General features: G+C 56.9%; 19 protein-coding genes. 7 read left to right on the top strand and 12 right to left on the bottom strand.

Annotated elements, in window-relative coordinates; all coding sequences use genetic code 11:
- Positions 1-78: 78 nt before the first annotated feature.
- The 3 genes from HS103_06245 to HS103_06235 form a co-directional block, all read right to left on the bottom strand.
- Positions 79-465: a P-II family nitrogen regulator gene (locus HS103_06245; protein MBE7512400.1), complete on the bottom strand. Its 387-nt coding sequence runs from the start codon at positions 463-465 to the stop codon at positions 79-81.
- Positions 466-527: 62 nt separating this feature from the next.
- A complete protein-coding gene (locus tag HS103_06240; GenBank protein MBE7512399.1) occupies positions 528-1,745 on the bottom strand; it encodes an ammonium transporter in 1,218 nt (405 codons plus the stop codon).
- Between the two features lie 240 nt (positions 1,746-1,985).
- Positions 1,986-2,486 (bottom strand): transposase, encoded by a 501-nt coding sequence (locus tag HS103_06235; GenBank protein MBE7512398.1) that lies wholly within the window; start codon positions 2,484-2,486, stop codon positions 1,986-1,988.
- Between the two features lie 400 nt (positions 2,487-2,886).
- On the opposite strand from HS103_06235, the gene HS103_06230 reads away from it, so the two are divergent.
- Together HS103_06230 and HS103_06225 are read left to right on the top strand one after the other, a co-directional pair.
- Positions 2,887-3,903 carry a flippase-like domain-containing protein gene (locus tag HS103_06230; GenBank protein MBE7512397.1) on the top strand — a complete coding sequence of 339 codons (1,017 nt, stop codon included), beginning with the start codon at positions 2,887-2,889 and terminating at the stop codon, positions 3,901-3,903.
- Between the two features lie 319 nt (positions 3,904-4,222).
- Positions 4,223-5,566 carry an NAD(P)/FAD-dependent oxidoreductase gene (locus HS103_06225; GenBank protein MBE7512396.1) on the top strand — a complete coding sequence of 448 codons (1,344 nt, stop codon included), beginning with the start codon at positions 4,223-4,225 and terminating at the stop codon, positions 5,564-5,566.
- Positions 5,567-5,826: 260 nt separating this feature from the next.
- Here HS103_06225 and HS103_06220 read toward each other — a convergent pair whose 3' ends face one another.
- The 9 genes from HS103_06220 to HS103_06180 all read right to left on the bottom strand — a co-directional run bounded on the left by HS103_06220 (position 5,827) and on the right by HS103_06180 (position 17,834).
- On the bottom strand, positions 5,827-7,770 hold the full coding sequence (locus HS103_06220; GenBank protein ID MBE7512395.1) for a glycoside hydrolase: 1,944 nt from the start codon (positions 7,768-7,770) through the stop codon (positions 5,827-5,829).
- A complete protein-coding gene (locus tag HS103_06215) occupies positions 7,767-9,791 on the bottom strand; it encodes a beta-galactosidase (protein ID MBE7512394.1) in 2,025 nt (674 codons plus the stop codon). Before HS103_06215 ends, HS103_06220 begins: the two co-directional genes overlap by 4 nt.
- 220 nt (positions 9,792-10,011) lie before the next feature.
- Positions 10,012-10,809 carry a M48 family metalloprotease gene (locus HS103_06210; GenBank protein ID MBE7512393.1) on the bottom strand — a complete coding sequence of 266 codons (798 nt, stop codon included), beginning with the start codon at positions 10,807-10,809 and terminating at the stop codon, positions 10,012-10,014.
- A gap of 14 nt (positions 10,810-10,823) precedes the next feature.
- Entirely contained in the window at positions 10,824-11,303 is a 480-nt protein-coding gene (locus tag HS103_06205; protein MBE7512392.1) for a hypothetical protein, read from the bottom strand.
- 134 nt (positions 11,304-11,437) lie between these two features.
- Positions 11,438-12,685, bottom strand: coding sequence for a branched-chain amino acid ABC transporter substrate-binding protein (locus HS103_06200; protein ID MBE7512391.1), 1,248 nt, complete (start codon positions 12,683-12,685; stop codon positions 11,438-11,440).
- Positions 12,686-12,785: 100 nt separating this feature from the next.
- Positions 12,786-13,613, bottom strand: a complete 828-nt coding sequence (locus tag HS103_06195) for a carbohydrate ABC transporter permease (GenBank protein ID MBE7512390.1) — start codon at positions 13,611-13,613, stop codon at positions 12,786-12,788.
- 81 nt (positions 13,614-13,694) lie between these two features.
- On the bottom strand, positions 13,695-14,420 hold the full coding sequence (locus HS103_06190; protein MBE7512389.1) for a sugar ABC transporter permease: 726 nt from the start codon (positions 14,418-14,420) through the stop codon (positions 13,695-13,697).
- Between the two features lie 932 nt (positions 14,421-15,352).
- The gene (locus tag HS103_06185) at positions 15,353-16,654 is read right to left on the bottom strand and encodes a carbohydrate ABC transporter substrate-binding protein (protein ID MBE7512388.1); all 1,302 of its coding nucleotides are present in this window, start codon (positions 16,652-16,654) and stop codon (positions 15,353-15,355) included.
- A 115-nt stretch (positions 16,655-16,769) separates the two neighbouring features.
- A complete protein-coding gene (locus HS103_06180) occupies positions 16,770-17,834 on the bottom strand; it encodes a LacI family DNA-binding transcriptional regulator (GenBank protein ID MBE7512387.1) in 1,065 nt (354 codons plus the stop codon).
- Between the two features lie 1,014 nt (positions 17,835-18,848).
- Here HS103_06180 and HS103_06175 point away from each other — a divergent pair.
- The 5 genes from HS103_06175 to hemC are packed head-to-tail and all read left to right on the top strand — an operon-like array spanning position 18,849 to position 24,887.
- A complete protein-coding gene (locus tag HS103_06175) occupies positions 18,849-20,558 on the top strand; it encodes an NADPH-dependent assimilatory sulfite reductase hemoprotein subunit (GenBank protein MBE7512386.1) in 1,710 nt (569 codons plus the stop codon).
- A 60-nt stretch (positions 20,559-20,618) separates the two neighbouring features.
- Entirely contained in the window at positions 20,619-21,968 is a 1,350-nt protein-coding gene (locus HS103_06170; GenBank protein MBE7512385.1) for a hypothetical protein, read from the top strand.
- Positions 21,965-22,744: a uroporphyrinogen-III C-methyltransferase gene (gene cobA, locus HS103_06165; GenBank protein MBE7512384.1), complete on the top strand. Its 780-nt coding sequence runs from the start codon at positions 21,965-21,967 to the stop codon at positions 22,742-22,744. Before HS103_06170 ends, cobA begins: the two co-directional genes overlap by 4 nt.
- Positions 22,741-23,967, top strand: a complete 1,227-nt coding sequence (hemA, locus tag HS103_06160) for a glutamyl-tRNA reductase (protein MBE7512383.1) — start codon at positions 22,741-22,743, stop codon at positions 23,965-23,967. Before cobA ends, hemA begins: the two co-directional genes overlap by 4 nt.
- The gene (gene hemC / locus HS103_06155; protein ID MBE7512382.1) at positions 23,889-24,887 is read left to right on the top strand and encodes a hydroxymethylbilane synthase; all 999 of its coding nucleotides are present in this window, start codon (positions 23,889-23,891) and stop codon (positions 24,885-24,887) included. The genes hemA and hemC overlap by 79 nt, the downstream gene beginning before the upstream one ends.
- Positions 24,888-24,915 lie beyond the last annotated feature (28 nt).

Below are 24,915 nucleotides of genomic sequence, written 5' to 3'. Positions count from 1 at the left end.
CAACAAAAGGCGGATAGGTCACTCCGCCTCATATGTCATAGCATACTGCCGCTTTTAGGTGTGAGGGTGAGAGCGTATTCAGGCTTTGACCTTTTCGCTCCGAGTGTCAATATCTCCTGCATACATTAATGCTTCACGTCCTCGTTCACCGGTGCGGATACGAATCACATCTTCAACGGGGTATATGAAGATAATACCGTCGCCAATTTGCTCAGTTCGTGCTGCTTCGATAATGGTGTTGATGGTTTTCTCGACGTTGTGTTCGCTCAAGACAATGTTGACCTGTACACGCGGCAGCAGATCCACTTTATAGGTACCCGCACGTCCGTTTAGGACGATACCACCCTGCCGCCCATGACCGCGCACCTCAGTGACATTGAGCCCGATGATGCCAATGCCGCGCAGGGCTTCTTTAACATCATCGAGTTTTTCCTCGCGGATAATCGCTTCGATTTTCTTGAACATGGTTTCTCCCAGTGCCCTGACACTAGTAAACAGATGAAGATCGGTTGTACCTGATGATGTGATTAAGCATAAGCGCGTTCGCCGTGTTCGCTGATGTCCAACCCAACCTCTTCTTCATTTTCAGTCACCCGCAGACCAACCAACCTATCTAGGGTTTTCGCTACCACAAAGGTCACGGTGAATGCGAAAGCAATCGTGGCAACAACCGTCACTGCCTGTGTTACCAATTGACCAGGATTGCCATAGAGCAGACCGTTAAACCCGGCTGGATTCACCGCTGTGGTAGCAAAGATTCCTGTTGCCAACGCGCCCCAGGTTCCGCCGACCCCGTGACACGCCCAAACGTCCAGTGATTCATCTAGCTTGAAGCGCTGACGCAGACGGATGGCGTAATAGCTGATGGGAGCCGCGATGCCACCGATAGCTAAAGCAGCCAAGGGAGTCACAAAGCCTGCGGCTGGTGTGATGGCGACCAGCCCAACGACCATACCGGTCACAATACCTAGTGGGCTAGGTTTATTGTAGCGCCAACTCAGGAACATCCAGACCACACCGGCGGCGGCGGCGGCCGTGTTAGTCGTTACCACTGCATTGATCGCCAACCCGTTTGCCCCCAAGGCACTGCCGCCGTTAAAGCCAAACCACCCCATCCAGAGCAAGCCTGCACCAAGCATGGTAAAAGGAATGTTCGCCGGTTCAAGTGACCCTTTGCCAAACCATTTGCGGCGTCCAATGACCATTGCGAAGGCCAGCGCAGAGAACCCGGCTGTAATATGCACCACTGTGCCACCAGCGAAATCCAGCGCACCCATAGTGCGGAAGATGCCGCCAACAGCCCAGACCCAGTGAGCAACAGGGGCGTAAACCAGTGTTGCCCATAGGACGCTGAAAAGCAGGAAGGTTCTAAACCGCACGCGCTCAACGAAGGCTCCTGTAATCAGGGCAGGTGTGATAATCGCAAACATCATCTGAAAGGCGGCAAAACCCATGTGTGGAATGGTGGCGGAGTATGCTTCATTCGGGCTTAAACCGACATTGTTGAAGCCTAGATAATCGAACCCGCCGATTAGCCCCCCCTTGCTGGTACCAAACGCCAGTGTATACCCTAAGAGTATCCAGTGAATACTCATCACTCCCAACATAATGAAGCTCAGGTTCAGGGTTGAAAGCACATTTTTCTTACGCACCATCCCCCCGTAAAAAAATGCGAGTGCAGGTGTCATGATCAGCACCAGCGCTGTGGAGACCAATATCCAGGCGGTATCCCCTGTGTCTATCATCTATGAGTTCCCTTTTCCTTGATCGAAAACAGCCAATATCCCCCTCACGTGTTTGTTCTACGTAACTCGATGGCATTTCTGAGGGAGATACTTCCAGAAGTGTAATAAAGTAGAGGCAAGGGGATCATGGGCGATTTGACAGAAAATTCTAGCGATCATTTCATATAAATTGAACGAAAACTGGATAAATATCCTTCCGGCTATCCGTTTTTAGTTGAAATATACAAAAGTCGGAAGGCGCTAACGGTTTAATTCCTTTACCAAACGGACAAGGGGTAAGAAGTATTGGTCATGGTGGTTCATGGGCAGCCAATGCCAGCCTACCACTACGCCTAAATGGTTGAGAATCCAACATAACTTCAAACCCACCGACCAACGTTCCCTATCACGACTCTTTTTGCCAAATTGCCGCGCCGAACGCCCTTGCCGAATGGGAAAGAGTAACGCACGGGGAAAACTGTCGATCACCTTTAACAGGCTCGGCTCAGCCAACAGCCTATCGGCATGATGCGCTTGTTCGCCTAGTTGCCGCGGCAAGGCACTGCGCTCTGGCAAAGCGGCAAATAAGGCACCATAGTCCCGTTTGAGCCAGCGATAGAACGGTCCCCCCTTCGAGGCAACTAGGAGTCCTATGGTCACCACTTTGCTCGGATATAGACGTGCGTTCCGTTCTTTGCCTATCTTTCCCAATCCATCATCGACAGCGCAGCAGATCAGGATGATAATCATTTCGGTCCTCATGAGTCACCTTCAATATGGTTTCAGTACCCATATTGTCAGCCTTTCTCATGACGATCTCAATCTGCACCATTGGTTACTAGGCTGTGTTGATGTTTTCGTTCAGAACCCCTATCCCCCCGGTTACTGCCCAGCAGTCGCCTTTCCCCATATAGACAGGGAAAGGGGGGGAATTCTGCGGCGAGGGCTGAGGAGGGTAGGGCGCAGACGCCCAGGGAGCGTCCCTACAGGGGTGCGGGTGGGATGGCGGGTTAGACTGTCAACACACACTAGGATCAGCTATGATTGTGCGGTGCATCATTTCTGGATTTACCTCACCCTCACCCTCCGCTACAATACACCGAAACGTTTTGAGCGGGTTTTAACCCTATAACAGGCACACTACTGGAACGGATAGGTCATTTTGTCACAGCTTGCAAAAGGAAAATGGTTGTTTGCCGCGCTCGGCATTCTGATCAGCCTCTTTTTCCTCTGGGTGAGCTTTCGCAGCCTTGATCCTGAACTCGTCCTCGCCAATATTGGCAAGGCGAACGGAGGACTGCTGCTGCTTGCCGCCGGGGTCTATTTTTCCGCCCTTGCCGCTATTTCTTACCGTTGGTATTTCGTCTTGCGCTCGGTGCGGAATATCCCCGGTCTGCGGCTGATGCCGCTGGTGATCATCTGTTACATGGGGAACAACATTTACCCCTTCCGCACCGGCGAGATTTTGCGCATTTTCCTTCTCCAGCGGGATCACGCTGTCCCCTTTGCCCGCAGCACGGCAACCGTGTTTGTGGAGCGGATTTTCGACGGGCTGACGATGATCGGCTTCGTCCTCATCGGGCTGCTTTTTGTCGATGTGCAGTCCATCCCTGTGCGGACGGTGGCGACAATCGGCGCTCCTTTGTTCCTGATCGCCCTGATCCTCTTTTGGGTATTGGCAAGCCAGCCGATTTTGATGCGTTGGACAGCGGGCTTGTTCACCCGTCCCCTGCCGGGGAAACTGCGTGAGGTGGTGCTGCACCTGACCGAAGATGTAATTCAGGGGATGGGGGCGCTGCGCACGCCGGCGGATGTCCTCGGCGCGGCGATTCTGTCCATCCTCAGTTGGATGATCGAAGCTGGCGTGTATTGGTTGGTTGCCTTTGCCTTTGGCTTTAACCTCAGTTACCCCGTCATGCTGCTGACGGTGGGCGCTGTCAACCTTGCCGGGCTGATTCCCTCCTCGCCCGGACAGATCGGCGTATACGAATTTTTCGTCAGCACGGTGCTGATGGCGGTAGGCATTGCCAATGCTGAGGCAAAGGCTTACGCCCTCGTCGTCCACATGGTGATCTGGCTGCCCGTGACGCTTTTCGGGGCATTTTTGCTCCTGCGGCGCGGACTTTCCCCGACAATGTTGGCGCGGGCAAACAGCTTAGAAAGCGAGATGGCGTCTTAAGAGCGCTTGCGCTTTAGCGCCCCTCCACCATCTGGCGAGGAGAGCGATCCAACGTAACAGGCTATCCGTAAAATCGGCTTTCGCTCCTGATTGGAGTATCCCTGAGAAAGACACGCTGCTTGCCAACGAGGTGTATCCCTATAAAGGTATCCTAAAGGGGAGTGTGAGGGGCGCTGCCCCTCACAAAAAGAATTCCCTTTCTCACATAGCGGGAGAGGGGGTAAGGGGTGAGGGTTTACCCACCATCTCACCCCATCATTTTAGGGATAGATGTTAAGCCAACAAATCATACCAACACACACCAGAAAGTGATTACCCATTGACCGAACAAGGGCATAAACAACACATCGCTATTATTGGCGCGGGACCAGCGGGTCTGGCGGCAGCATGGGATATACGCCGTGCCGGACATGCGGTGACGATTTTTGAGGGAGCGGATCGCCCCGGCGGGTTGGCAGCCGGCTTCAAAGATTCTGGGTGGGCATGGGAACTGGAAAAGTTCTACCACCACTGGTTCGAGAGCGACACCGATTTTCTAACTCTTGCTGAAGAACTCGGCGTGCGTGATCAAGTGTTGTTCATCCGCCCGAAAACGTCGTTGTGGTCAAAGGGAAAACCCTACCTCTTTGATAATCCGCTCTCCATGCTCCTTTTTCCCAACCTCCCGCTGATCCCTAAACTACGCTTTGGCTTGGTCGGCTTGTACTTGCGCAAGGCGAAAAATTGGCGGGCGATGGAAAAGCGCACCGCCGAATCATGGCTGATTGAGAAGATGGGACGCCGCGCCTACGATGATCTCTGGCGTCCGATGCTGATCGGGAAGTTTGGCGAGGTCTATTCGCAGGTGACGATGGCGTGGTTTTGGGCGCGGATTCACACCCGAACGACGAAACTAGGGACGTTTCAAGGTGGCTTTCAACGCTTTTTGGATACCTTTGCCGCAACACTGGTTGAGCGCGGGGTGACCATCCGTTATAACACGCCGATCAACCGTGTAGAGGGGACGGAAAAGGGTATCACGCTGACGACGGGCGAGGGAGAATCGCTGCCCTTTGCCGCCGCGCTCAGCACAGCCTCGCCGCACGCCCTCTTGAAGATTGCCCCGCAGATTGCCGAACGTGGCGCCGCTTACGCGCAGAACCTCCGCGATCTGAAGCATATGGGTGCGGCGGTGGTCATTCTTGCCTTGAAACAGTCCTTGCTCACCGATGGCACATATTGGCTGAATCTACCAGCGAGCAGTCCCGACAAGGCAAAAAGCGAATTCCCCTTTGTTGCCCTTGTCGAGCATACGAACTTTCTCCCGCGTGAGCATTACAACGGCGATCACCTCATCTACTGCGGCGATTATGTAATGCCCGATCACCCCTATCTGACGATGCCGGAGGATGCCCTTGCCGAGACGTTCACGGCGGCGCTTAAGCACTTTAACCCCGCCTTTACACCCGATTGGGTGCGGGCGCGGTGGGTCTTTCGCACCGGCTATGCGCAGCCGATTCCCTTGCTGAACCATTCTGCCCATATTCCCGACCTAGCCACGCCCCTTCGCGGGTTGTACTCGGCAAACATGAGTCAGGTATACCCCTGGGATCGGGGGACGAATTACGCCATACAGCTTGGGCGGGCGGCGGCGGGGCGCATCCTTGAGGGGCTTCGTCCCTAACGTATGGTGTAATGCCCGGAAGCAATGCGCGGGGCTGAAGCCCCCGCGCTAAGAATAATCACCCCGTTGGGGCTTAAAACGGAAGCTAAGAGGCAACGGATGAATTGCCCCTCTCTCCTTGCGAGTGAGGGCGGATGTCCCAGAAGGCGTCTCTACGCGGGAGAGGGGGTCTCTCCAAGCCCCGTAGGGGTGGTCAATATCAGCCCGCTGCTTTAGCGGCGGGCGGTGAGACGCATACAATTCGCTCTTATACCATACGATCACCCCACCCGAACAAAGAGGGGAAGCGTGTCCAGCGGGGCGGGGTAGTCCCGCAGCCACGTCCGCCCTTCATAGCGTTTGCCCGATTCATAGTCGCGCCATGTCCCGTTGGGAAGGTAAATATCCCGCTGCCGCGCTCCCATCGTCACCACAGGGGCAACAAGGTATTTCGCCCCCAAGAGGTATTCATCGGCAATGCCTTGTGCGGTGACATTTGTCGGATCGCCCCACCAGATCGGACGGATCACCGGTGTGCCGCTGCGCGTCGCCTCCACCGCCGCAGCAAGGCGATCCTCCGCCAGCGAGACATGAAGATCGGCGTATTTTTTGCAGATTGCCACCGTCTCGGCGTCAAAATCCCAGGGGGTGATCGAAAACTGGATAGCCAGCATCAGGGCGCTTGCCTGCGTCCAGCGGATGAGCAGTTCTTTATCAGCATCGACGCCGCCGTAAGCGTTCCCGCCGATCATATCGGGGAGGGCAAAGGGATAGCCAGAGAGCGAGAGCGCCAGCGCCGTCGTGATCACCGACGCCAAGCCGTTGTCCAGCCCCCATGTGCTAAATTTATCCCAATGGCGGAACAAAATCGGCTCACGATGGTTGAACCAACCCGAACGCACCTCGCAGTAGGGGAAGTGTGTTGCGGCGAAATGCACCCACCGCTGGCTGTAGTGTGTGCGCTGCATCCGGGCGTGGGTGACGGCATCAGCGGGGAGGTAATTCGCCTCGCCCGCATCGAATTTATACCCCGCTAAGCCGACGGAATTTTTTAACAACCGTAGTTTGCCCGCCCACCATGCCAGCGCATCGGGGTTGCTCACATCCAACAAAAACCCCACCCCTTGCCACCACAAAACGGGGTAGGGGCTGCCCGCTTTGTCTTTCACAAAGTAACCGCGCTCTATGCCTTCAGCGGCATTGGGCGAATCCTCGTGGAAAAAGGGCATTGTCCAGGTCGTCACGTTAAAGCCGAGTGCGTTCAACTCGCGCACCATGCCGGCGGGGTCGGGAAAGCGCGATGGATCAAAGGAACTATCCCCGTAGTGGCGTGTCCACTTGTCATCAATTTCGAGTGTGCCGCCCGGGAAGCCGTGCGCCCGAATATCACGGGCAAACTGAAGGACAGTCGTTTGGCTAATGTCCATCTTGTACTTCGCCCATGTCGTCCAGATGGGCAAGCGCAGAAAGGACTCCGGCGGAATGCGATCTGGTTTGCCCAGAAGGTTGATCAGCTGTTCGTGAGCAGCAACGGCGTTTTCCCCCACCAGCAAGCGGTAGTTCAAGGGTGACCCACTCTGGGTAAAGCTGAGCGCCCCGGACGGGTTCGTTACCTCAGCAACAGGTTTGGGGCGGATGTTGGCGGGGGCGGCGGCTGACCACAAATTCCATTCCGGCGGAGCGCCCTCATCGGGGGAGGTGTTGATCCCCACCTGAAGGGTGTCATCGGGGTTGCTGACGATGAGCGTCACCCCAGAGGCGAAAACCCACGCCGGAGTGAGGATATTCCCCAAGCCCGTGGGTCCGTTGTCCCAGGTGATGAACGGTCTTTGGTGAAGGCTTGCGGCGTTCAGAGGGTGCAGTTGATTCACCAACTCCCCCTGCCCATACAGCGGCGTATCAAGCTGATAGGCGTCTCCCGTCGGGCTGTTCCAGATCAAGCGCCAGCCATCGGGGAGCGCATCCACCGTCAGAACCTTGCTTCCATTGCCGCCGCCGTTCATCGAATAGATCAGAATTGCCCCACGCGGGGAGACAATAATCTTATTCAAAATTGCCCCATCACCCCAGCCGGGCGCAGAACGCAAGGCGGGTACAGCGGTGGGGGTGTGGAGTTCCATACCCGATCCGGCAAAGACCAATGTCGAGTGTGTCGCTGTCAGAGTGACGCTGATCGACGGGCGTCCTTCGGCGTCGTATGCTTGGACATCCCATTGGAGACTCATGGCTGTGCCACCTCTGGAAAGCTAACGGTGTGTTTGCTGTGATTCAAGCGAAGTTCAACTGGATTGCTCGCGGCATCGTGGAGCTTGATCACTTCCATCACCGCCCCGCGTGGAAGGTCGCGCTCTGGAATGGCAAGGGCAGCCAGCCCTGTTGCCTTCCAAACCGATTTGGGGATGATCGAGTCACACCAGCAGCCGATCAGGTAAGCCATCCCTTCGCCCACTTTGTTCGCCGTTGCCGCCACACCGTCTTTGTAATAGCCATCGGCGTACTTCATGATCGGCGTCGCCGTCGTCGGTTTCAAGATTTCTGCCCAAAGGCGGTAGCGTGCTTTCGGCGGCACGCCAAACCCTTCGCCAAAGCCGAATCCCGGGAGCTTCGCCTCGATATCGATCACGTTCGCCCCGCGCTCATCGTTCCAATCGGCGCTTGGATCATCGGGGCGTCGCCAGCCAACGGATTTCACTGGCGGGATGCTCAAAAATTCATCGACATAGGCGCCGAGCAGTTCGCCCAACCCGCCAGCGGGCATCGGTTGATCTGTCCATGTGCTGCCTGGGTTCTTGAAGAAGGCGCGGAAGGTGACGATCAGATTCCCCCCCGCCTCGGTGAATTTTCGCCAGTTGGCGGTGTCCGTTTCATTGATCAGCGTTGGGCAGGGGATGATCGCCGTTTGGTAGCCGGTTAGATCGGCGCTGCGGGGGAGAACATCCACCGGAATATGCGCCTCCCACAACTGGCGGTAAATATCCAGCACAACCTCGTAATAGCTGAAGGCGGCGTTTTGCGGATCGAGTTCGAGAACCCACAAATCTTCGTAATCAAAGACGAGGGCGACGGGCGCTTTGGGGCGTGTGAGGGCGGGCATCTTGGCAATGTCCTCGCTGACTGCCTTCGATTCGTGCCAGCAGCGATCCGGCGTGCCGTCATGTTTCATCATGCCAGCGTGGTACTGTTCTTGTCCCCAGTTCACCGCCCGTTCGCGGAAGTAAAGGACAGCCTCTGCCCCATGCCCAAACGCCTGATGCGTCCAGGTGCGCACCTGTCCGGGCGGGACGGGCGGATTGAAGGGCGTCCAGTTTACCGAACCGGGCTGCATCTCCATCACCCAGAAGGGGCGTCCGCCTTTCATCCCGCGCATGAGGTCAAAGTTGAAGGCTGCTTCGGCGGGACCGGACATCCCGTGCAGATAATTATCATAGCCAACGAAATCGAGATCGCGGGCGAGCCGGAAATAATCGATCTCGTGGAATTTCAACATCATGTTGTGGGTGATGAAGCGCTCCGCCCCGATGTATTGGCGCAAAATTGCCACCTGACGGTGCTGAAAGGCAACCCACGACTCGGACGAAAAGCGCCGGAAATCAAGCAGCAGCCCCGGATTATGTCCGGCAGCGGAGGGGGCGGGGACGGGAATTTCATCCCATGCCGTGTAGGTGGTTGCCCAGAAACCCGTCCCCCACGCGGCGTTGAGCGCCTCTAGGGTGGCATATTTCGCCCGCAGCCAAAGTTGGAACGCCTTCTTGCTGTGAGGAGACAGATCGCGGGTGGTGCTGTGGCAGCCAAACTCGTTGTCAATTTGCCAGCCAATGACGTTGGGGTGCTGCCCCCAGTGCTTGGCAACCGCGGTGACGATGCGATCCGACGCCTCCAGATAGGCGGGGGCGTTGGCGCTGACCGTCCGCCGTGAGCCGGGGCTGTTTACTTGTCCGGTAATGGCATTCGTGTTCAAAATGTCAGGGTATTTCTTGAACATCCACGGCGGGGGCGTGGGTGTCGGCGTGCAGAGGACGACGTTGATTCTGGCATCCCCAAAGATGCTCAAGGCGCGATCCATCCAATCAAAGGTGAACTCGCCTTCACGAGGTTCAAGGCGATCCCAGGCAAATTCCATCATGCGGGCAATGGTCACCCCGCCTTCGCGGAGGAGTTTTGCATCATGCGCCCAACGGCGTTCATCCCAATGTTCGGGGTAATATGCTGTGCCAAGGCGCGGTTGTGAGAGGGGTGGAATGGTCATAAAAGAAAAAACCTCGTTTGGTTGAGTTTATGTTGTGGATAGGGCGTGACAGTACCTGATAGACGCTCTAGGGCGATGACCTGCAATCGTTTTCAAGATAGTACGTACATTCGATGCGCCACGCCGTGCCGCGATACGCACGATTTCCTCACGGTGTGCGCGGATCGCCTCAATAGTTATCGGCGTCGTGATCGGATGCCTCATTATTACCCCTATGCGGCTACTTCGGACATTCCGCAGCGGCGTTGGCGATTGCCGCTTGAATTTTGGCAATGCGGTTTTCGGGGTTGGGGTGTGTGCTAAGGTATTCCGGCTGCCGCGCCCCGCCGAGCGATGCCAAAAGGCGCTGCACTTTAAGCATCCCCTCTGGGTTGTAGCCAGCTTGAATCATCAAGCAGACGCCCAACGCATCCGATTGCAGTTCATCATCACGTCCATATTTCAGGTTGATCAACTGCCCAATCATGGCGGCGGTTTGGGCGGCGCTGGCGTCGCCGGTTGCCACACTAACCGCGCCGAGCAAGCCGTTGGTCAGATCGCTTTTGGCAATGCGCTGCGTCCCATGCCGCGCCAAAACATGCACAATCTCGTGCGCCAAGACGCCCGCCACTTCGTCATTCGTTTCCAAGCGGGAGAGCAGCGCGGTTGTGATGAACACCCGCCCACCGGGGAGGGCGAAGGCGTTGACCGTTTGGTTGTCGTTCAACACGCTAAATTCAAACTGCCAGGGGGTGTTTTGGGCGATGCTGTTGTTCACCAACCGAAAGCCGATCTGATCGATGGCGTCTTGCACCTGTTTATTTTGGTACAGCCCGCCAAATTCAGCGATCATGCGCGGTTCGGATTGCAACCCTAGCGAAATTTCCTGATCGGCGGTCAGGCTGATGTATTGATTTTGCCCGGTGATAGGGTTGAACTGTTTAGAGCCTAAGAACGAGATCACCGCAAAAACTGCCATAGCAATCCCGATCAGCAGTTGCATCGAACTGCTGCCACCTCCCGAACGTGACCGTGACATACCGGGAATCATCGTTACACTGTCCCTTTCACGTCAAAACGATCCATCGATTCATAGACACCGCCGACCACCGCCCCATAAACAATATGGCTGATCAGCAGTACGGGGCTGTTGATGGCAAAAAACCATTGGAAAAACACCGTGAAGGTATACAAGTTGATTCCATAGAGCGCCGCACCGAGGAGCGCCCCGCCGATAACGCCTACCCGCAAGCCCCACCGGTGAATGATGATGGCGATGAGCAAGGCAAAAAGAATGGAGAGGGCGGCATGAACAAGCAGCCCAACGAGAACGACAACCGCGTTTGGATTCATGAGCGCCTTATCGCCCATGACGAGGGCGGCGCTGTAACGAAGGACGATAAACCCATTGACCTGAAGCAGCAGCGGCGTCAGAACCGCTCCCACGGCGAGGAACGCCGCCCCGCCTGCCAGCCCTGCCACTGGAATCGCTCGCCAAAGAAGGTTTTTCCGTAAATTGAGGAAGAAATTCATGCTTGGTTTCCTCTACAGTCTTTGTGGTGGTTAAAGGGATCACACCCATCGGTGTGATCCCTTCCTATCATAGCGTGATTGATCCCAACGGGAATCGCTGTCGCTGCTGCGCTTGCTGTGATGATCCCCTCACCCTAGCGGATGATCCTGACCGAAACCCACTCCCCATTTTGGATTTGCATGAGGTTGATCGTCGCTAGGGTGATGTCGCCGTTGGCGTCAAATTTCCATGTGCCGGTCAACCCCTCGTACTCACCCAAGTTTTGGAGGGTACGCAAGACGCCAATCCGCGTTGGCTCATCGGCAGTTTCAAGGGCGTGCGCCATCACAGAGAGTGCCTCATAGACGGGAAGGACGAAATCAGGTGGTTTTGCGATTGTCGTTGGCTGTTTCGGGGAGCAGCCGGGCGTTTTCCCCCAACGTTCGGTGTAGGTCTTTACCAGCCCCGCCGCCCCTTCGACCTTATCAATGGGCGGGCTGACATTCGTGGCATAAACGCCTTCCAACAAGGCACGTTCAGCAGGGAGCGTCTCCACAATTAAGCCATCCCCGCCCAAAACTGGAATGGTTGGGTTGCGACGGCGCAGCGCATCAATGACGGCAAAGGATTTATCCATACTGGCGGGGTAGAAAATAACCTGCGGGTTTTTGGCAAGAACGCGCTCGGCAAGGGCGTTCAAGTCGTCCTCGCTAAGGGCAGAGGGGGTGATCACCTCTTTCCCCACAATCTCTAGGTTATAGTCTGCGGCGTTCGCTTCTAAAATCCCCGTGAGACCAGCAGAGTAGGCGTTTTCTTGGGCAATGATAAAGACACGCTTGTAGCCCTCTTGGTTCAGCCAACGGGTGGCAACCACCCCTTGCATATCGTCATCAGGGACCACGCGGAAAAATGTTCGTCGCCCAGAGGGGTAATAGATCAGCGGTTCGCCGGGGCGATCATAGCTTGATTTCGTCAGCCCCGGTGAGGTAGCAAAGGAGGACACAAGGGCAATTGGCACTTCATTTAGAACGGGAATCGTGTTGCGTGCCTCGCCGCTGCTGCCGGCGCCCCACACTGCCAAGATCGCCGCGTCCCCTTCGATAACGGGCAGGATCTTTTCGCGTTCCGCTGTTGTGCTATCGCGGTCTGTCTCCTCAGCGGTGTAAATGGTGATGAACTCAAGGGAGCGCCCTTTGGCAGCAAACTTCGGTTGGCGTTCTTCGGAAACAATTTCAACTGTACACGCCACAGCCGAGGTAAACCATTCCATATCCTCCCAGCCGGGAAGAGAGATGAGGATTTTCATCGGAGTTGGCGCAGTTTGGCGCGTTAGGAAGATGAGAGCAGCCCCAAGGAAGAGAATTCCCCCTGCCACTACCACGAGAACGGTTCGTCGTGCCATGTCACGCCTCCCATGTTGTGCTGTCCTGTTTCTCGTGCTGTCGCCCGCAAAATTCAATCTCTCTCCCTCACCGGAGCGAGAAAAAGAAAGCGCAGGGGAATTACTTCCCCGAACCGAGCGTCAGCCCTTGAATAAAGTACCGCTGAAGGAATGTGAATACAAATACTGTGGGGATTGTGGCAATAAGTGAGCCCGCAATCAGGATGGGCCAATCGGTGATGAACTGCCCCTTAAGGGCATTGACTCCCGCTGTTGCCGGATATTTATTGGCGTCTTTGAACAAGACAATCGCCCACAGATAATCGTTGAAAATCCAGGTGAACTCAAGCGTCCCCAACGCTGCCAACGCCGGAAGGCTGAGGGGCATCATGATCTGGTAGTAAAGGCGGAACTCACCTGCGCCGTCCATTCGGGCTGCCTCTAGGATTTCGCCCGGCACAGTGCGCATAAAATTACGCAAGACGAACGTGCAGAACCCCAATTGGAAGGCAACGTGAATGGCGATCACCGCCCCATATTGGTCGTATAAGCCAACCTGTTGGGTAAGGTAAAAGACGGGGATCATCAAAATTTGGTAGGGGAGCATCGTCCCTACCACAAACATAAAGTAGATCAGCAAGTTGCCCCGAAACTTGTAACGGGCAAGGGCAAACGCCGCCAGAGAGGACAACCCTAACATCCCGATGAGGGCGGGAACGGTGATGATGAAGCTGTTCTTCAAGTAGACATTGATCTTGCCTGTTGACCACGCGGTCATGAAATTTTCGGTCAGTTTCAATTCACGCGGGAGGGAGAAAAAACCATTCGCCGTCAGATCGCCTTGAGTTCGCACAGCGGTGTAGAGAGCGCTGAAGATGGGGACAAGCCAGAGCAGCGTGAAGATGGTCAAGCCGATGAGCATCAGGGGGCTGATCTGGCGGCGGCGCATCCTTTGGACGGGGACGGCTGGCAAAGCGGCAGCAGCGGTAAGAGGTGGATTGTTGATCGTCATGGTAAGGTGTCCCCTTCCTTAATATTCCAACTCGGTGCGGGCGGTGCGAATCAGGTAAGGAATGATAAAGACGAGCATAATCCCCAACAGCACCACCGCCGTTGCGCTGGCATAGCCCATGTTGTAGTTATTGAAGGCTTCGATATACATGTAATTGGCAATGACCTGACTGGCGCCGCCGGGTTGTCCATTCGTCGTAATGGCGACGAGTTCAAACGCCCGCAGGGAGTCAATGACGGAGATGACCAACACGACGACGGTCACCGGACCCAAAAGCGGGAAAATGACATTCCAAAACTGCTGCCAGCGGTTCGCCCCGTCTACCGTTGCCGCCTCTAAGAGGGTTGAATCAAGGCTTTTCAACCCCGCCAAGTAGAGGATCATCACATAGCCAACCTGCCGCCAAGCGGCGGCGACGATGATGCACCACAAGACTAAATTGGGGTCTGCCATCCACCCGGGTAAATCTTTGATCGGAATGCCCGTGATTGTATTTAGGACGGAATTGATCAGCCCCGTATCGGGACGGTACATCGCCTCCCAGATTTTTGCCACCACCACCGGGGAAATGACCAGCGGGGCAAAAAACGCCATTTTGAAAACACGATTGCCGGGGAATTTGTTGTTGAAGATCATCGCCATCGCCAAGCCCATCACAGTGGGGACGAGGAGGAAGAACGCCAACCATTTCAGATTATTCAGGAAAGCGTTTTTGAACATGTTATCGCTAAACAAGCGTGCCATGTTGTCGTAGCTGAACAACTGCACTTGGTTGATGGGCGTGATCGAATCCCAATTCGTTGTACCGAGGAGGATCGTCGCCACCATGGGGTAAATGACCCATGTGGAATAGAGCGTGAGCGGCACACCCAAAAACAAAAAGGGCGGCGCTGCCCATGTGGCAAAGATGGTCACGAGATAGAAGATATAAAACAGGGCAACCGTTTGCAGCGGCGTCTCGAAGATGGTCTGAATAAAGCCGTAGGCGGTGTTCATATGGCGAACCAGCCCGCTGCGGCTGCGGATGTATTCGGTGCGTTCCGCCCTAAAAGCAGCATCATACGCCGGATCCCCAACGCGGGTGGCATCTTCTACTGGGGCGGTGGGTGTCATCACAGACAGAAGGGGAGGCATTGCCAACCGTAGCGTGAGCAACCCCGCAAACAAGACGAGCGGGACGAGGAAAAACGCCATGTTCAGCGCCCGCCGGCGCGGATGATTTACTGCAAAAGCGAGCGGCGGGACGAGCAAGCACAGGAAGGTGATCAGATTAAATGCCTGAGGGCGGCTGCCAGCGTCGATGACGCGCAGGATAAGCCCGCCAGCAAACGCCGCCCCCAAGCCGGCAATGAGCAATAAAAAGGGAAACGGCACGGCGCGAATGATGATTAAGAACGTACCAATCACCAGCAAGGAACAAAAACTAACCACCGCCGCTGCAATAGAGACACGATTATTTATGCCCATGCCGAATCCCCTCTGAATAGCATCGAAAGAAATTCATTTGAGGAAGGATGAAAGGCGCAGCGTTCTACACCCTTCACCCCCCTGTGTGTGCCAGCGACGGGGGGCAAGCCCTCGCGCTGAAAGCAGTCCCCCTTTAGGGCGAATCCCGAAGGGGGTGGCTGCTTTCAGCCCGGTATGATCCCATGCCGGGCTATAAGGCGGTTGGTCGATTATTCGCTCTTCATTTCCTCTTCGTGGAGGCGAGCGCGGGTTTCTTCCAACTCTGCCAACAGTTTGTCGATGTTTGCTTCCGACGGATCAGCAAAGAACGAGGCAAAAGCATTCAAGCCCTTCTCTGCCATTTCGGGGGTGGTGTCACGGTCATAGAACTGCGCCACGTAATCCGCCGCCTGGATCAACTCGATACCCTTCTTTTGGGCATCGTTGAACTTTTCGGTGCTGACATCGGTACGGGTGGGGAGACGATCCATCTCGTCAACACCCAACTGGACGATTTCCTTGCTGCCCAAGAATGCCAAGAACGCCTTTGCCCCTTCAAGGTTGGCGGCTTTGGCGGCGATGAAGTATCCATCCGTCGGGGCGTCTTCACCAATGGGCATTGCCGGGTCGATGATCGGGAAGCGGGTGAAGTCGAGGTCGCCCTCGGCGGCTGTCCCTGCGGCTGCGCCATTATACGTATCGGTGATGAACCCACCCATGAGGTACATGGCAGCCTTGCCCTGAACGAACGGCGTCACGGCTTCGTTCCAGTCCAACGCAGCGCTGTTTTCCATAATGCACTTGTTATCAAAGAGTTCCTTCCACTTCATGAAGGTTGCCTTCACGCGGGGGTCGGTGTAGCTCTCTTTAAGCTGCATTAGGTTGACATGGAATTCAGGACCATTCAGGCGCATGTTGATGTAGTCGAACCATGCGGCTGCCGTCCACGGACCCTTCGTCCCAATGGCGATGGGGGTAATGCCCTTCTCGTTGAGGGTCTTGCAGGCAGTCATCAGGTCTTCCCATGTTTGGGGGGCTTCCAACCCGGCATCCTTCAGGATAGAGGAACGGAAGTAGAGCGCCCACCAGTAGTAGTTGCTCGGCAGGAAGTAGGGTTTGTCTTCGTAGCTGGCAAGCGCCTTGAAGCCGGCGGGATAGACATCATCCCACCCTTCGCTCTCCCATACATCGGCAAAGTCGGCAATCAGCCCACGTTGAATGAAGAACGCGGCGCGGTTGCCCGCAAACCACGTCAGCACATCGGGGGCGGGGCTTGCCAACAAGTAGGTGCGGATCGCCTGCTTAAAATCCTCGTGGTTGATCGTGTTCAAGGTTACGGGGCTATCAGGATTTTGTTCGTTCCACAATCCGACAATCTTTTCCATAAAAGCGCGGGGGGTTGGGTCGGAAGCATTGGAATTAAAGGTCACTTCGCCCGCTTGGGCAATCACCGGTGCGGGGCGTGTTGCCGCCGCAAAGCCAACCACTATCAACGCCATGACCACCATAAGGGTCAAGAGTTTTTTAGACATGAGTACAAATCTCCTCCACAGACACAGAACGTAAAAGATACGGAACGGATGTACTTAACCTTGCCGAAAATTCCTCTATCGACCACCACCTCCTTTATGCTGAACGTAAGCTGCCTCATTCGTAGTCTGCGTAGGGTGGTCTTGTCGCCGACCCGCGCACAATGAGTTCAGAAGGAAAAACAATGGGCGAAAACCCCTCGCGGCTTGGGGTCTTTCGGCGCAGCCGCGATGCCTTGTGCGCCATGATTTCAAAGAGCATTCGGGCGGCACGTTCGCCCATCTCATAGGCGGGCTGGCGAACTGTCGTCAGGGCGGGGGTAAAGAACGAGGCATTGGGAATGTCATCGAAGCCAACGACGCTCAAATCTTCCGGCACGCGCAGCCCCGCCGCCCACGCCCGTTGAATAGCGCCCATCGCCATGCGATCATTCAGGCACAAAATCGCCGTTGGGCGAGGGACTGCGGCAAGCAGACGATCTGTCGCTTGGTAACCACTTTCCACCGTAAAGTTGCCGTACTCTAAGGGGGCGCGGTCAAAGACCAAGCCGGCAGCGTTAAATGCTTCACGGTAGCCGGCAATCCGTTGTTCCGTCGCCGTAAGTGCATCAGCGTGAACGCTGATCACCCCAATGTCGCGGTGCCCAAGCTGGATCAGATACTGGGCAATCGCCCGCGCCCCGCTGCGGTCATCGGTGTGAATGGTGTTCAGGTTGTTCTTTGCCGAGTGGTAGCCAATGGCAACCCAGGGATAGCCGTGCTGTTCGGGAAGGCTGCTAACCGGGGTGCCGGGGAGCGTTTCGAGGGTGATTAAGCCTTCGAGGTAGCCGCCCTGTACCAAACGCTGGTACTGTATCGATTCCACAACGGGGGCGCGTGGGGTGCTGAGCAGCATGTTGTAGCCCATCTCCACACAAATCGTCTCAATCCCTTCCAATAGGGAAAGAATGTGCGGATCGCCAAAAAGGTGATCGGTTTTATAGGGAAAGACGACCCCGATCATATAGGTATGCCCTTTGGAGAGCGCCCGTGCCGCAAGGTTTGGCACATAGCCAAGCGCTTCCACAGACTGCAACACTCGCGCTCGCGTCTCAGCGCTGACGTAGGGGGTGTTCGACAGGACTTTGGAGACTGTCGCCGTCGAAACATGGGCATGATGGGCAACTTCTTTTAAGGTCGCCACAGAACATAAATCCTTTATAAAACATATCGATTCAGCGCCAATAGACACTTTTTTTGTCATATTGAGCGGAATTAGCATACAGTTAAGCGCTTAACGATAAGTATAGATAGTTTTAAAGAGGGTTGTCAAGTGTGGAGGATCATTCCTCGATTCGGAGGGCGAAGGATAGAGGGGATTCCGCTCAGCCTTGTGGGGGAAAGGGAAATCACGAGGTTGAGAGGGAAGCCCCCTCAGCCGGCGACTTTCGATGAATACATGATAAATGTATTGAACGGCGTAAGGTCTAGGGTCTGTTGACGGTGTAATTCCCGTAGGGGCGCCATGCCTTGCGCCCTGCGCCGCCCGTGAGCGCCCGCTGCTTTAGCGGCGGGATCACTAGGGTTACACTGTCAACAAGACCCTAGTTGCGGGCAAGCCCTCTATTGGGGGTGTTGCCCGCCGTACTTCAAAGGGCGATCTGAGGAGAGAAGGTGAACAAGGGACTACTAAGGCTGGCTATTTGAACTTGCGCCTGTCGTTATCGTTATTGCAGTACCCTCACTGGTTGGACTGCAACCAGCCTTCTTACAAGAAGGACGGGCGTCGTTCGTTTCCCTTGATCGCCACCGCCTGCCCATCACTAAGTATATCGTGATAAGCGGGGCTGTCAACCACTGAGGGTCAATCTCGTTGAAAAATGCTGTAGGCAAATTGACAACCGAGGGTATCCTTGATCTTTCCCGACAACCATGATAGAGTTTGTAGTGCATTGAGAATTTTTTGGATGTTTCGATGAACACGTTGTATCCGTCCCCCAAAATGTGCTGTTGGCAGCCTTTTGCGCCCTGTGCGGCGTGTATGTGTGACGCGCCATATACCATACCGGGACGGTCTGACGCCCAGTAGCGCTTCACGCGCTGCCGCACGCTAAGACAGAGCCGACCCGCAAGGTCGGCTTTTTTGTTGTTTTACCCCCTTTTCGCTGTGGTAATTGGGCTGTGGCAGGGGGCAGGGTGAGCATACTAGGGAGGGATCATGAGCAAAGGGAATGTTGAGCAGATCAAACTGGAAAGTCATGGGTTGCGCGGTTCGCTAGAGGATGAATTTGCCAATGGGGAGGCGTTCCTCAGCGAAGCGGGCAAGCAGTTGATCAAGTTTCACGGGTCGTACCAGCAAGAAGACCGCGATGCCCGCAAGAACGCTCGGAAAGAGAAACCCACCGAAAGCGAACGCCACGGAAAACAAGTTTCCTTCATGATTCGTTCAAAAATCCCCGGCGGCGGGTTAACAGCGGCGCAGTACCTGATCCATGACGATCTTGCCACGCAGTATGGCAACGGCACGCTGCGCCTGACCACCCGCCAAGCGATCCAATTGCACGGCGTGATCAAAGGGGAACTACGCGAGACGATCCGCGCCCTGAACAGCGCGTTGGTGACCACCTTCGGGGCGTGTGGGGATGTCGTCCGCAATGTGATGGCATGTCCCGCCCCCAGCGGCGATGCCCCCCGCCAGACCGTGCAGGCTTTTGCCACGACGCTCAGCGATGCCCTTTTGCCCAAGACGAGGGCATACCACCAAATTTGGATCGATGGCGAGGCAATCATCGAGGACGAAGATGAACCGCTCTATGGGAAAACCTACCTCCCCCGCAAATTTAAGGCGGCGGTTGCCTTCCCGGGTGATAACTGCGTCGATATTTTCACCCAAGATGTTGGGTTGGTCGCGCTCTTTGATGAGGATGGTGTTCATCTCGGCTTTAACGTCCTTGCTGGTGGCGGCATGGGGATGACGCACAACAACGAGGAAACCTTTCCCCGTCTTGCCGATGTGATCGGCTTTGTTGCCCCTCAAGATGCCCTTGAGGTGGTAAAGGCAATCGTCACCATCCACCGCGATTTTGGCGACCGCGAAAACCGCAAACATGCCCGCCTAAAGTATGTCTTGCACGAGCGCGGGGTGGCATGGTTTCGGGAAGAATTGCAACGGCGTGTTCCCTTCACCATCCATGCCCCGCGCCCCATGCCCGATTTCCGCGTGGATGATCATCTGGGATGGCACGAACAAGGCGATGGCTGCTACTTCTTAGGGATTCCGGTGGCGAGTGGGCGCGTTTACAACGATGGCGCGTACCGCCTCCGCGACGGTCTGCGGACGGTGATCGAGCGCTTTAGCCTCCCCGTTCGGCTTACCGCGCAGCAAAACATCCTTCTCACCGATATTCACCCTGACCTGCGCCCGGAGATCACGGCGATCCTGACCGCACACGGCATTCAGCTTGTGGAGGCGCTCTCCGGCGTTCGCCGGCACGGACTCGCCTGCCCCGCCTTGCCCACTTGCGGGCTGGCAATTGCCGAGGCAGAGCGAGCGCTTCCCGACCTTCTGACAGCAATTGAGGGCGTCCTCAGCGAGGTGGGCATTGCCGACGATCCGATCACCATTCGTATGACAGGCTGCCCAAACGGGTGCGCCCGTCCCTATGTTGCCGAGGTGGGCATTGTCGGGCGTTCGCTGAACAAGTACACGATTTTCTTAGGCGGCGTTGCGGCAAATACGCGCCTGAACACCGTCTTTCGTGATCTTGTCCCCTTTGAGGAGATCGCCCCAACCTTGCGCCCTGTCTTTACTGCCTATCGAGATGGGCGACAAGGGACGGAATCATTCGGTGAATTCGTTGTGCGGGTGGGAGTAGACGCCTTGCGCGATACCATCGCTGAGGCAGTCCCCACCCCCGCTGGTGATTAAGAAGCACGATTCCCCTCTCGCCCCCGCACGCGGCGAGAGGGGGCTATCCTTAAGGGCGATATGACCAAGACGGCATTGATTCTGGCAGGGCATGGATCACACATCAGCGCAGAGACGGCGGGTGTCATCTGGCGGGCGGTGGATGCGATCCGTGTGCGGGGCGCGGCTGACGAGGTGACAGCAGCGTTTTGGAAAGAATCGCCTTCGTTTCACGCTGTATTTGCCTCACTCACCGCCACCGATATCACCGTGATCCCTCTGTTCACCGCACGGGGCTACTTCACAAAAACGGTGATCCCCGCCGAAATGGGGCTGCACGGGGCGCTGACAAAACGCGATGGTCGTCTCATTCGCTATGCCAAACCACTGAGCGCTCACCCCACCTTAGGAACTATCGTCCGCGAACGCGCCCTGAGCGGGATACGGCGGGCGAATGTCCCACCGGATCAGATCGCCATTGCCGTGATCGGTCACAGCACCCGCCGCGATCCGGCGAGCCGCCGAGCGACAGAAGATCAGGCGGCGGCGCTGCGGGCGCTCTCTATCGCAGCGGAGGTCGTCGCTGTCTTTTTGGACGACGCACCGAGCATCCCCGATGTGTACACCCTGACCGCATCGCCAACGCTGATTGCCGTCCCCTTCTTCCTTGCCGAAGGATCCCATGCGGCGCTGGATGTTCCGGCGCGGCTTGGGCTTGAACGAGGTCAGCGGGAGGGGCTGATCAACGGGCGGCGGCTGATCTACACCGATCCTGTTGGAACGGGTGAGTCCCTCGTTGAGATCATCCTCGATCTGGCGGTGGCGGGGGGTGCAGCGCTAAAAACGCCTTCCTCAGCAGGCTTTTGGTGCGGGTTTCCGCAGGCTGGCGGCAATGCCTTGATCAAGGCGGTAGAAGCGGCGGGCGTCCTCCCACTAGGCGATCTGATCCTCTCCAGCACGGAGGGGGTTTTCGCCAAAGATGGGCAAAACAACGCCTTAGCCGAAATAATCACCACCCCCGATGCCTTGCGGACACGCCTTCGTCAACCGCAGTCGCGCTTTCGTCCCCTCCCAACGGCGGCTGATCTACCGCGTGGGTGGCACGTTCCCCTAAGCAGCCTTGCCGATCTTCCCGCCGTTGTAGAGACGATTTACCCAGGCGTCGTCGCGGATTGGGCGGCGGGGCGGGATGGGACGTTTCGGGCGGGGTCGTTTGGGGCAGCCATCGCCCGCCAAACGGGGATGTTTCGAGGGCTGGCGGAAATGTCCCATGCCAGACAAGGGGAGATTGTCGCCTCAGTCTGTGGGCGCTGTGTGCGCCGTCCAACATGGTTCAACGGGGAGCTAGGCGCGATTCCCTGTGCCGAGCCGTGCAATGTCTGGTTAAGCGAAGCAAACGCCGTACTCTCTACCACACAGGAAGCACTATGACTCACGCAGTCCCCGGCACGGTCTACCTCATTGGGGCAGGTCCCGGCGATCCCGGTTTAATCACGGTGAAAGGTCTCGCCCTTCTTCGCTCCGCCGAGGTGATTCTCTATGACCGGCTGATTCCGCACGCCTTGTTGGATGAAGTGCGCCCCGACGCGGAACGGATCGATGTGGGCAAAGTCTCCGAACGCCCCAAACAAGCGATTAGCCAAGAGGGAATCAATGCGCTCATCATCGAAAAAGCACAGGCGGGCAAGAGCGTCGTCCGGCTGAAGGGTGGCGATCCGTTTGTCTTTGGGCGCGGCGGGGAAGAAGCGTTGGCGTGCCGCGAGGCGGGAATCCCTTGCCTGATTGTGCCGGGGGTGAGCAGCGCGGTTGCTGTCCCCGCCTATGCTGGAGTCCCGGTCACACAGCGGGGGATGGTCACCGCGTTCACTGTCTTTGCCGGACATGAAGACCCCGCTAAAGAGGTGAGTGGGATCGATTTTCCGGCGCTGGTTGGGGCGGCGCGGATGGGGACGCTGGTTTTATTGATGGGGCTGCTGAACCTAGAAGCAATCTTGAGTCGTCTGATCGCCGCCGGGTTGGAGGCGGAGACGCCCGCCCTGTGCATCGAACAGGGAACAACGCCCGATCAGCGCGTGGTGGGTGGGACGGTGGCGACGCTGGCGGAAGCGGTGGGGGTGGCTGGGTTTAAACCTCCGGCGATCACGGTGATCGGTGCGGTGGTCGGACTTCGTGAGGCGCTGGCATGGTTTGGGAAGGATGAGCAGTGAGCAACAGGGAAAACCTCTTTGTCATTGGCATCAGCCATCATCGGGCGGACGTGGCGCGGCGCGAACGGGCAGCGCTTTCCCCCGCCACGCAAGAGCAATTTCTGAGCGCCGCTGCAAACGGGGGACTTTCCGGGGTGGCGCAACTCGCCATCCTTGCCACCTGCAACCGGACGGAACTCTATGCCGTTGGTGATCCCACCGTTGGGGAGGACACCCTCCGCAGCCTCATCCTCACCCACACGCGATTAACAGCGGTGGAATGGCAGGAATCGGGGTATACCTATAGAGGGGATGCGGCAGTACGGCACGGTATGGGTGTCGCTGGCGGACTCGATTCGCAGCTTTTGGGGGAAGGGGAAATTTTGCGGCAAATCGTCCTCACCTACGAACGGGCGCGACAGGCAGGCAGTGTTGGGGCAGTCTTGGCAACCTTTCTTCAACGAGCCATCCACGCGGGCAAGCGCATCCGCCACGAGACAACGCTCAGCATAGGGGGGCGTTCGCTCAGTGGGCTTGCCATTCGGCAGGGAGAGGCGCTTTTGGGGCGTCCGGCGGCCGATCTCACGGCATTGGTCATTGGGGCAGGGGCAATGGCACGTTCGGCGCTGGCAGCCCTAAAGGGGCGAGGCGTTCGGCGGGTGATCATTGCCAACCGCACCCCCGCCAACGCCGAATCGCTGGCAGCGGCGTTTGGGGCAAGGCTCATTCCCCTCACGGAACTCTCGGCTGCTTTTGCTGAGGCGAATCTTGTGATCACCGCATCCAGTGGCGAGACGCCCATGTTAGTGCCTCATCATATGACTTCCGCCATTCCGCGCCTGATTGTCGATTTAGGTGTGCCTCGCAACGTTGATCCAGCGGTGGGCGATCTTCGGGGGCAGCACCTCTACAACCTAGATGATTTGCATCGCCTTGCCGAGGCACAAGATGTTGAACGCCGCCGCGCCATCCCCCACGCTGAGGCAATTCTTAGCCAAGAAGTTGAAGCATTTCTCCGCTGGCACATCGAGCGTGCAGCCATCCCCGCCATTCGCAGTGTGCAGTCCCATGCTGCCGTACTCCGTCAAGCAGCGACGCTACATCTCTTGGGGCAGTGGGGGTGGCAGTTTCCTGCCCTGTGGGGGAGGGATTGGCGGGCAATGGAATGGCTGAGCCGCCGCCTGACAAACAAACTGATTCATCGCCTGATTTACGACTTGAAGGCAGGGGTGCGGGCGGGGTGAGCGCTATACCGATCCGCATCGGGACGCGGGGGAGCGCCCTTGCTGTGACGCAAGCGGAGTCCGTCGCCGCTGCCTTCCGCGCCCTTTACCCCGAACGCCCGATAACCACCTTCCAGATCACCACACGCGGGGATCAAGAGAGGGATACCCCTCTCCCTGAAGTGGGTGGAAAAGGATTATTTACGGGTGAGATCGAAGCGGCGCTGCGGGAGGGCGTGATTGACCTTGCCGTCCACAGCCTGAAAGACCTTCCCACCCTCATGCCACCTGAGGTGATCATCGCCGCTGTGCCGCGCCGCGCCTCCCCTTATGACTGTCTTATCAGCCGCACGGGGCAGCCCCTAGCCAACCTCCCCTTGGGGGCGACACTCGGCACAAGCAGCCCACGCCGTGCCGCGCAACTGCTGAGCCTCCGCCCTGATCTGCGCATCATTTCTATTCGGGGGAACGTCCCCACACGGATTGAAAAACTGCGGGCAGAAGGCAGCCCTTACGATGGTATTCTTCTCGCCGTGGCAGGTTTGGAGCGCTTGGGCGAGGGTGTTCAGATCACCGAAATACTGCCCCCACCGCTCATGCTCCCCGCGCCGGGGCAGGGGGCGCTCGCCATCCAGTGTCGGAGCAAAGATCGTCTCATCGAGGGGCTGCTGCGCCCCCTGAACGACGCCGAAACGCGCATGGCAGTCGAGGCGGAACGCGCCTTTTTACAGACCCTAGAGGCGGGGTGCAGCCTTCCCGTCGCGGCTTTGGCAAGGGTCGAAGGCGCAGCATTGCACTTGATCGGGCGCGTTCTTCGGCGCGATGGGACGGAATCAATCACAGTGAGGGGGGATGCCCCACAGACAATCCCCCCGCACCTTTTGGGCGAACGCCTTGCCGAAGATGCCCTAAAGCAAGGGGCGCGGGGCTTGTTAGCGTGATCGCCCGTATCTCAGTGAACATTGACGG

It is taken from the genome of Anaerolineales bacterium, from assembly GCA_015075625.1.
Classification (GTDB): domain Bacteria; phylum Chloroflexota; class Anaerolineae; order Aggregatilineales; family UBA2796; genus UBA2796.
This window is presented reverse-complemented; position numbering and strand designations above follow the sequence as displayed.

What these genes read in the sequence shown, in the direction of transcription:
- HS103_06235 (MBE7512398.1), bottom strand. Translation starts at nt 2,486, where the DNA reads ATGAGGACCGAAATGATTATCATCCTGATCTGCTGCGCTGTCGATGAT.
- HS103_06240 (MBE7512399.1), bottom strand. Translation starts at nt 1,745, where the DNA reads ATGATAGACACAGGGGATACCGCCTGGATATTGGTCTCCACAGCGCTG.
- HS103_06175 (MBE7512386.1), top strand. Translation starts at nt 18,849, where the DNA reads ATGAGCAAAGGGAATGTTGAGCAGATCAAACTGGAAAGTCATGGGTTG.
- HS103_06205 (MBE7512392.1), bottom strand. Translation starts at nt 11,303, where the DNA reads ATGAATTTCTTCCTCAATTTACGGAAAAACCTTCTTTGGCGAGCGATT.
- HS103_06185 (MBE7512388.1), bottom strand. Translation starts at nt 16,654, where the DNA reads ATGTCTAAAAAACTCTTGACCCTTATGGTGGTCATGGCGTTGATAGTG.
- HS103_06215 (MBE7512394.1), bottom strand. Translation starts at nt 9,791, where the DNA reads ATGACCATTCCACCCCTCTCACAACCGCGCCTTGGCACAGCATATTAC.
- HS103_06245 (MBE7512400.1), bottom strand. Translation starts at nt 465, where the DNA reads ATGTTCAAGAAAATCGAAGCGATTATCCGCGAGGAAAAACTCGATGAT.
- HS103_06210 (MBE7512393.1), bottom strand. Translation starts at nt 10,809, where the DNA reads ATGTCACGGTCACGTTCGGGAGGTGGCAGCAGTTCGATGCAACTGCTG.
- HS103_06170 (MBE7512385.1), top strand. Translation starts at nt 20,619, where the DNA reads ATGACCAAGACGGCATTGATTCTGGCAGGGCATGGATCACACATCAGC.
- HS103_06220 (MBE7512395.1), bottom strand. Translation starts at nt 7,770, where the DNA reads ATGAGTCTCCAATGGGATGTCCAAGCATACGACGCCGAAGGACGCCCG.
- HS103_06195 (MBE7512390.1), bottom strand. Translation starts at nt 13,613, where the DNA reads ATGCGCCGCCGCCAGATCAGCCCCCTGATGCTCATCGGCTTGACCATC.
- cobA (MBE7512384.1), top strand. Translation starts at nt 21,965, where the DNA reads ATGACTCACGCAGTCCCCGGCACGGTCTACCTCATTGGGGCAGGTCCC.
- HS103_06190 (MBE7512389.1), bottom strand. Translation starts at nt 14,420, where the DNA reads ATGGCACGCTTGTTTAGCGATAACATGTTCAAAAACGCTTTCCTGAAT.
- hemC (MBE7512382.1), top strand. Translation starts at nt 23,889, where the DNA reads ATGGCTGAGCCGCCGCCTGACAAACAAACTGATTCATCGCCTGATTTA.
- HS103_06200 (MBE7512391.1), bottom strand. Translation starts at nt 12,685, where the DNA reads ATGGCACGACGAACCGTTCTCGTGGTAGTGGCAGGGGGAATTCTCTTC.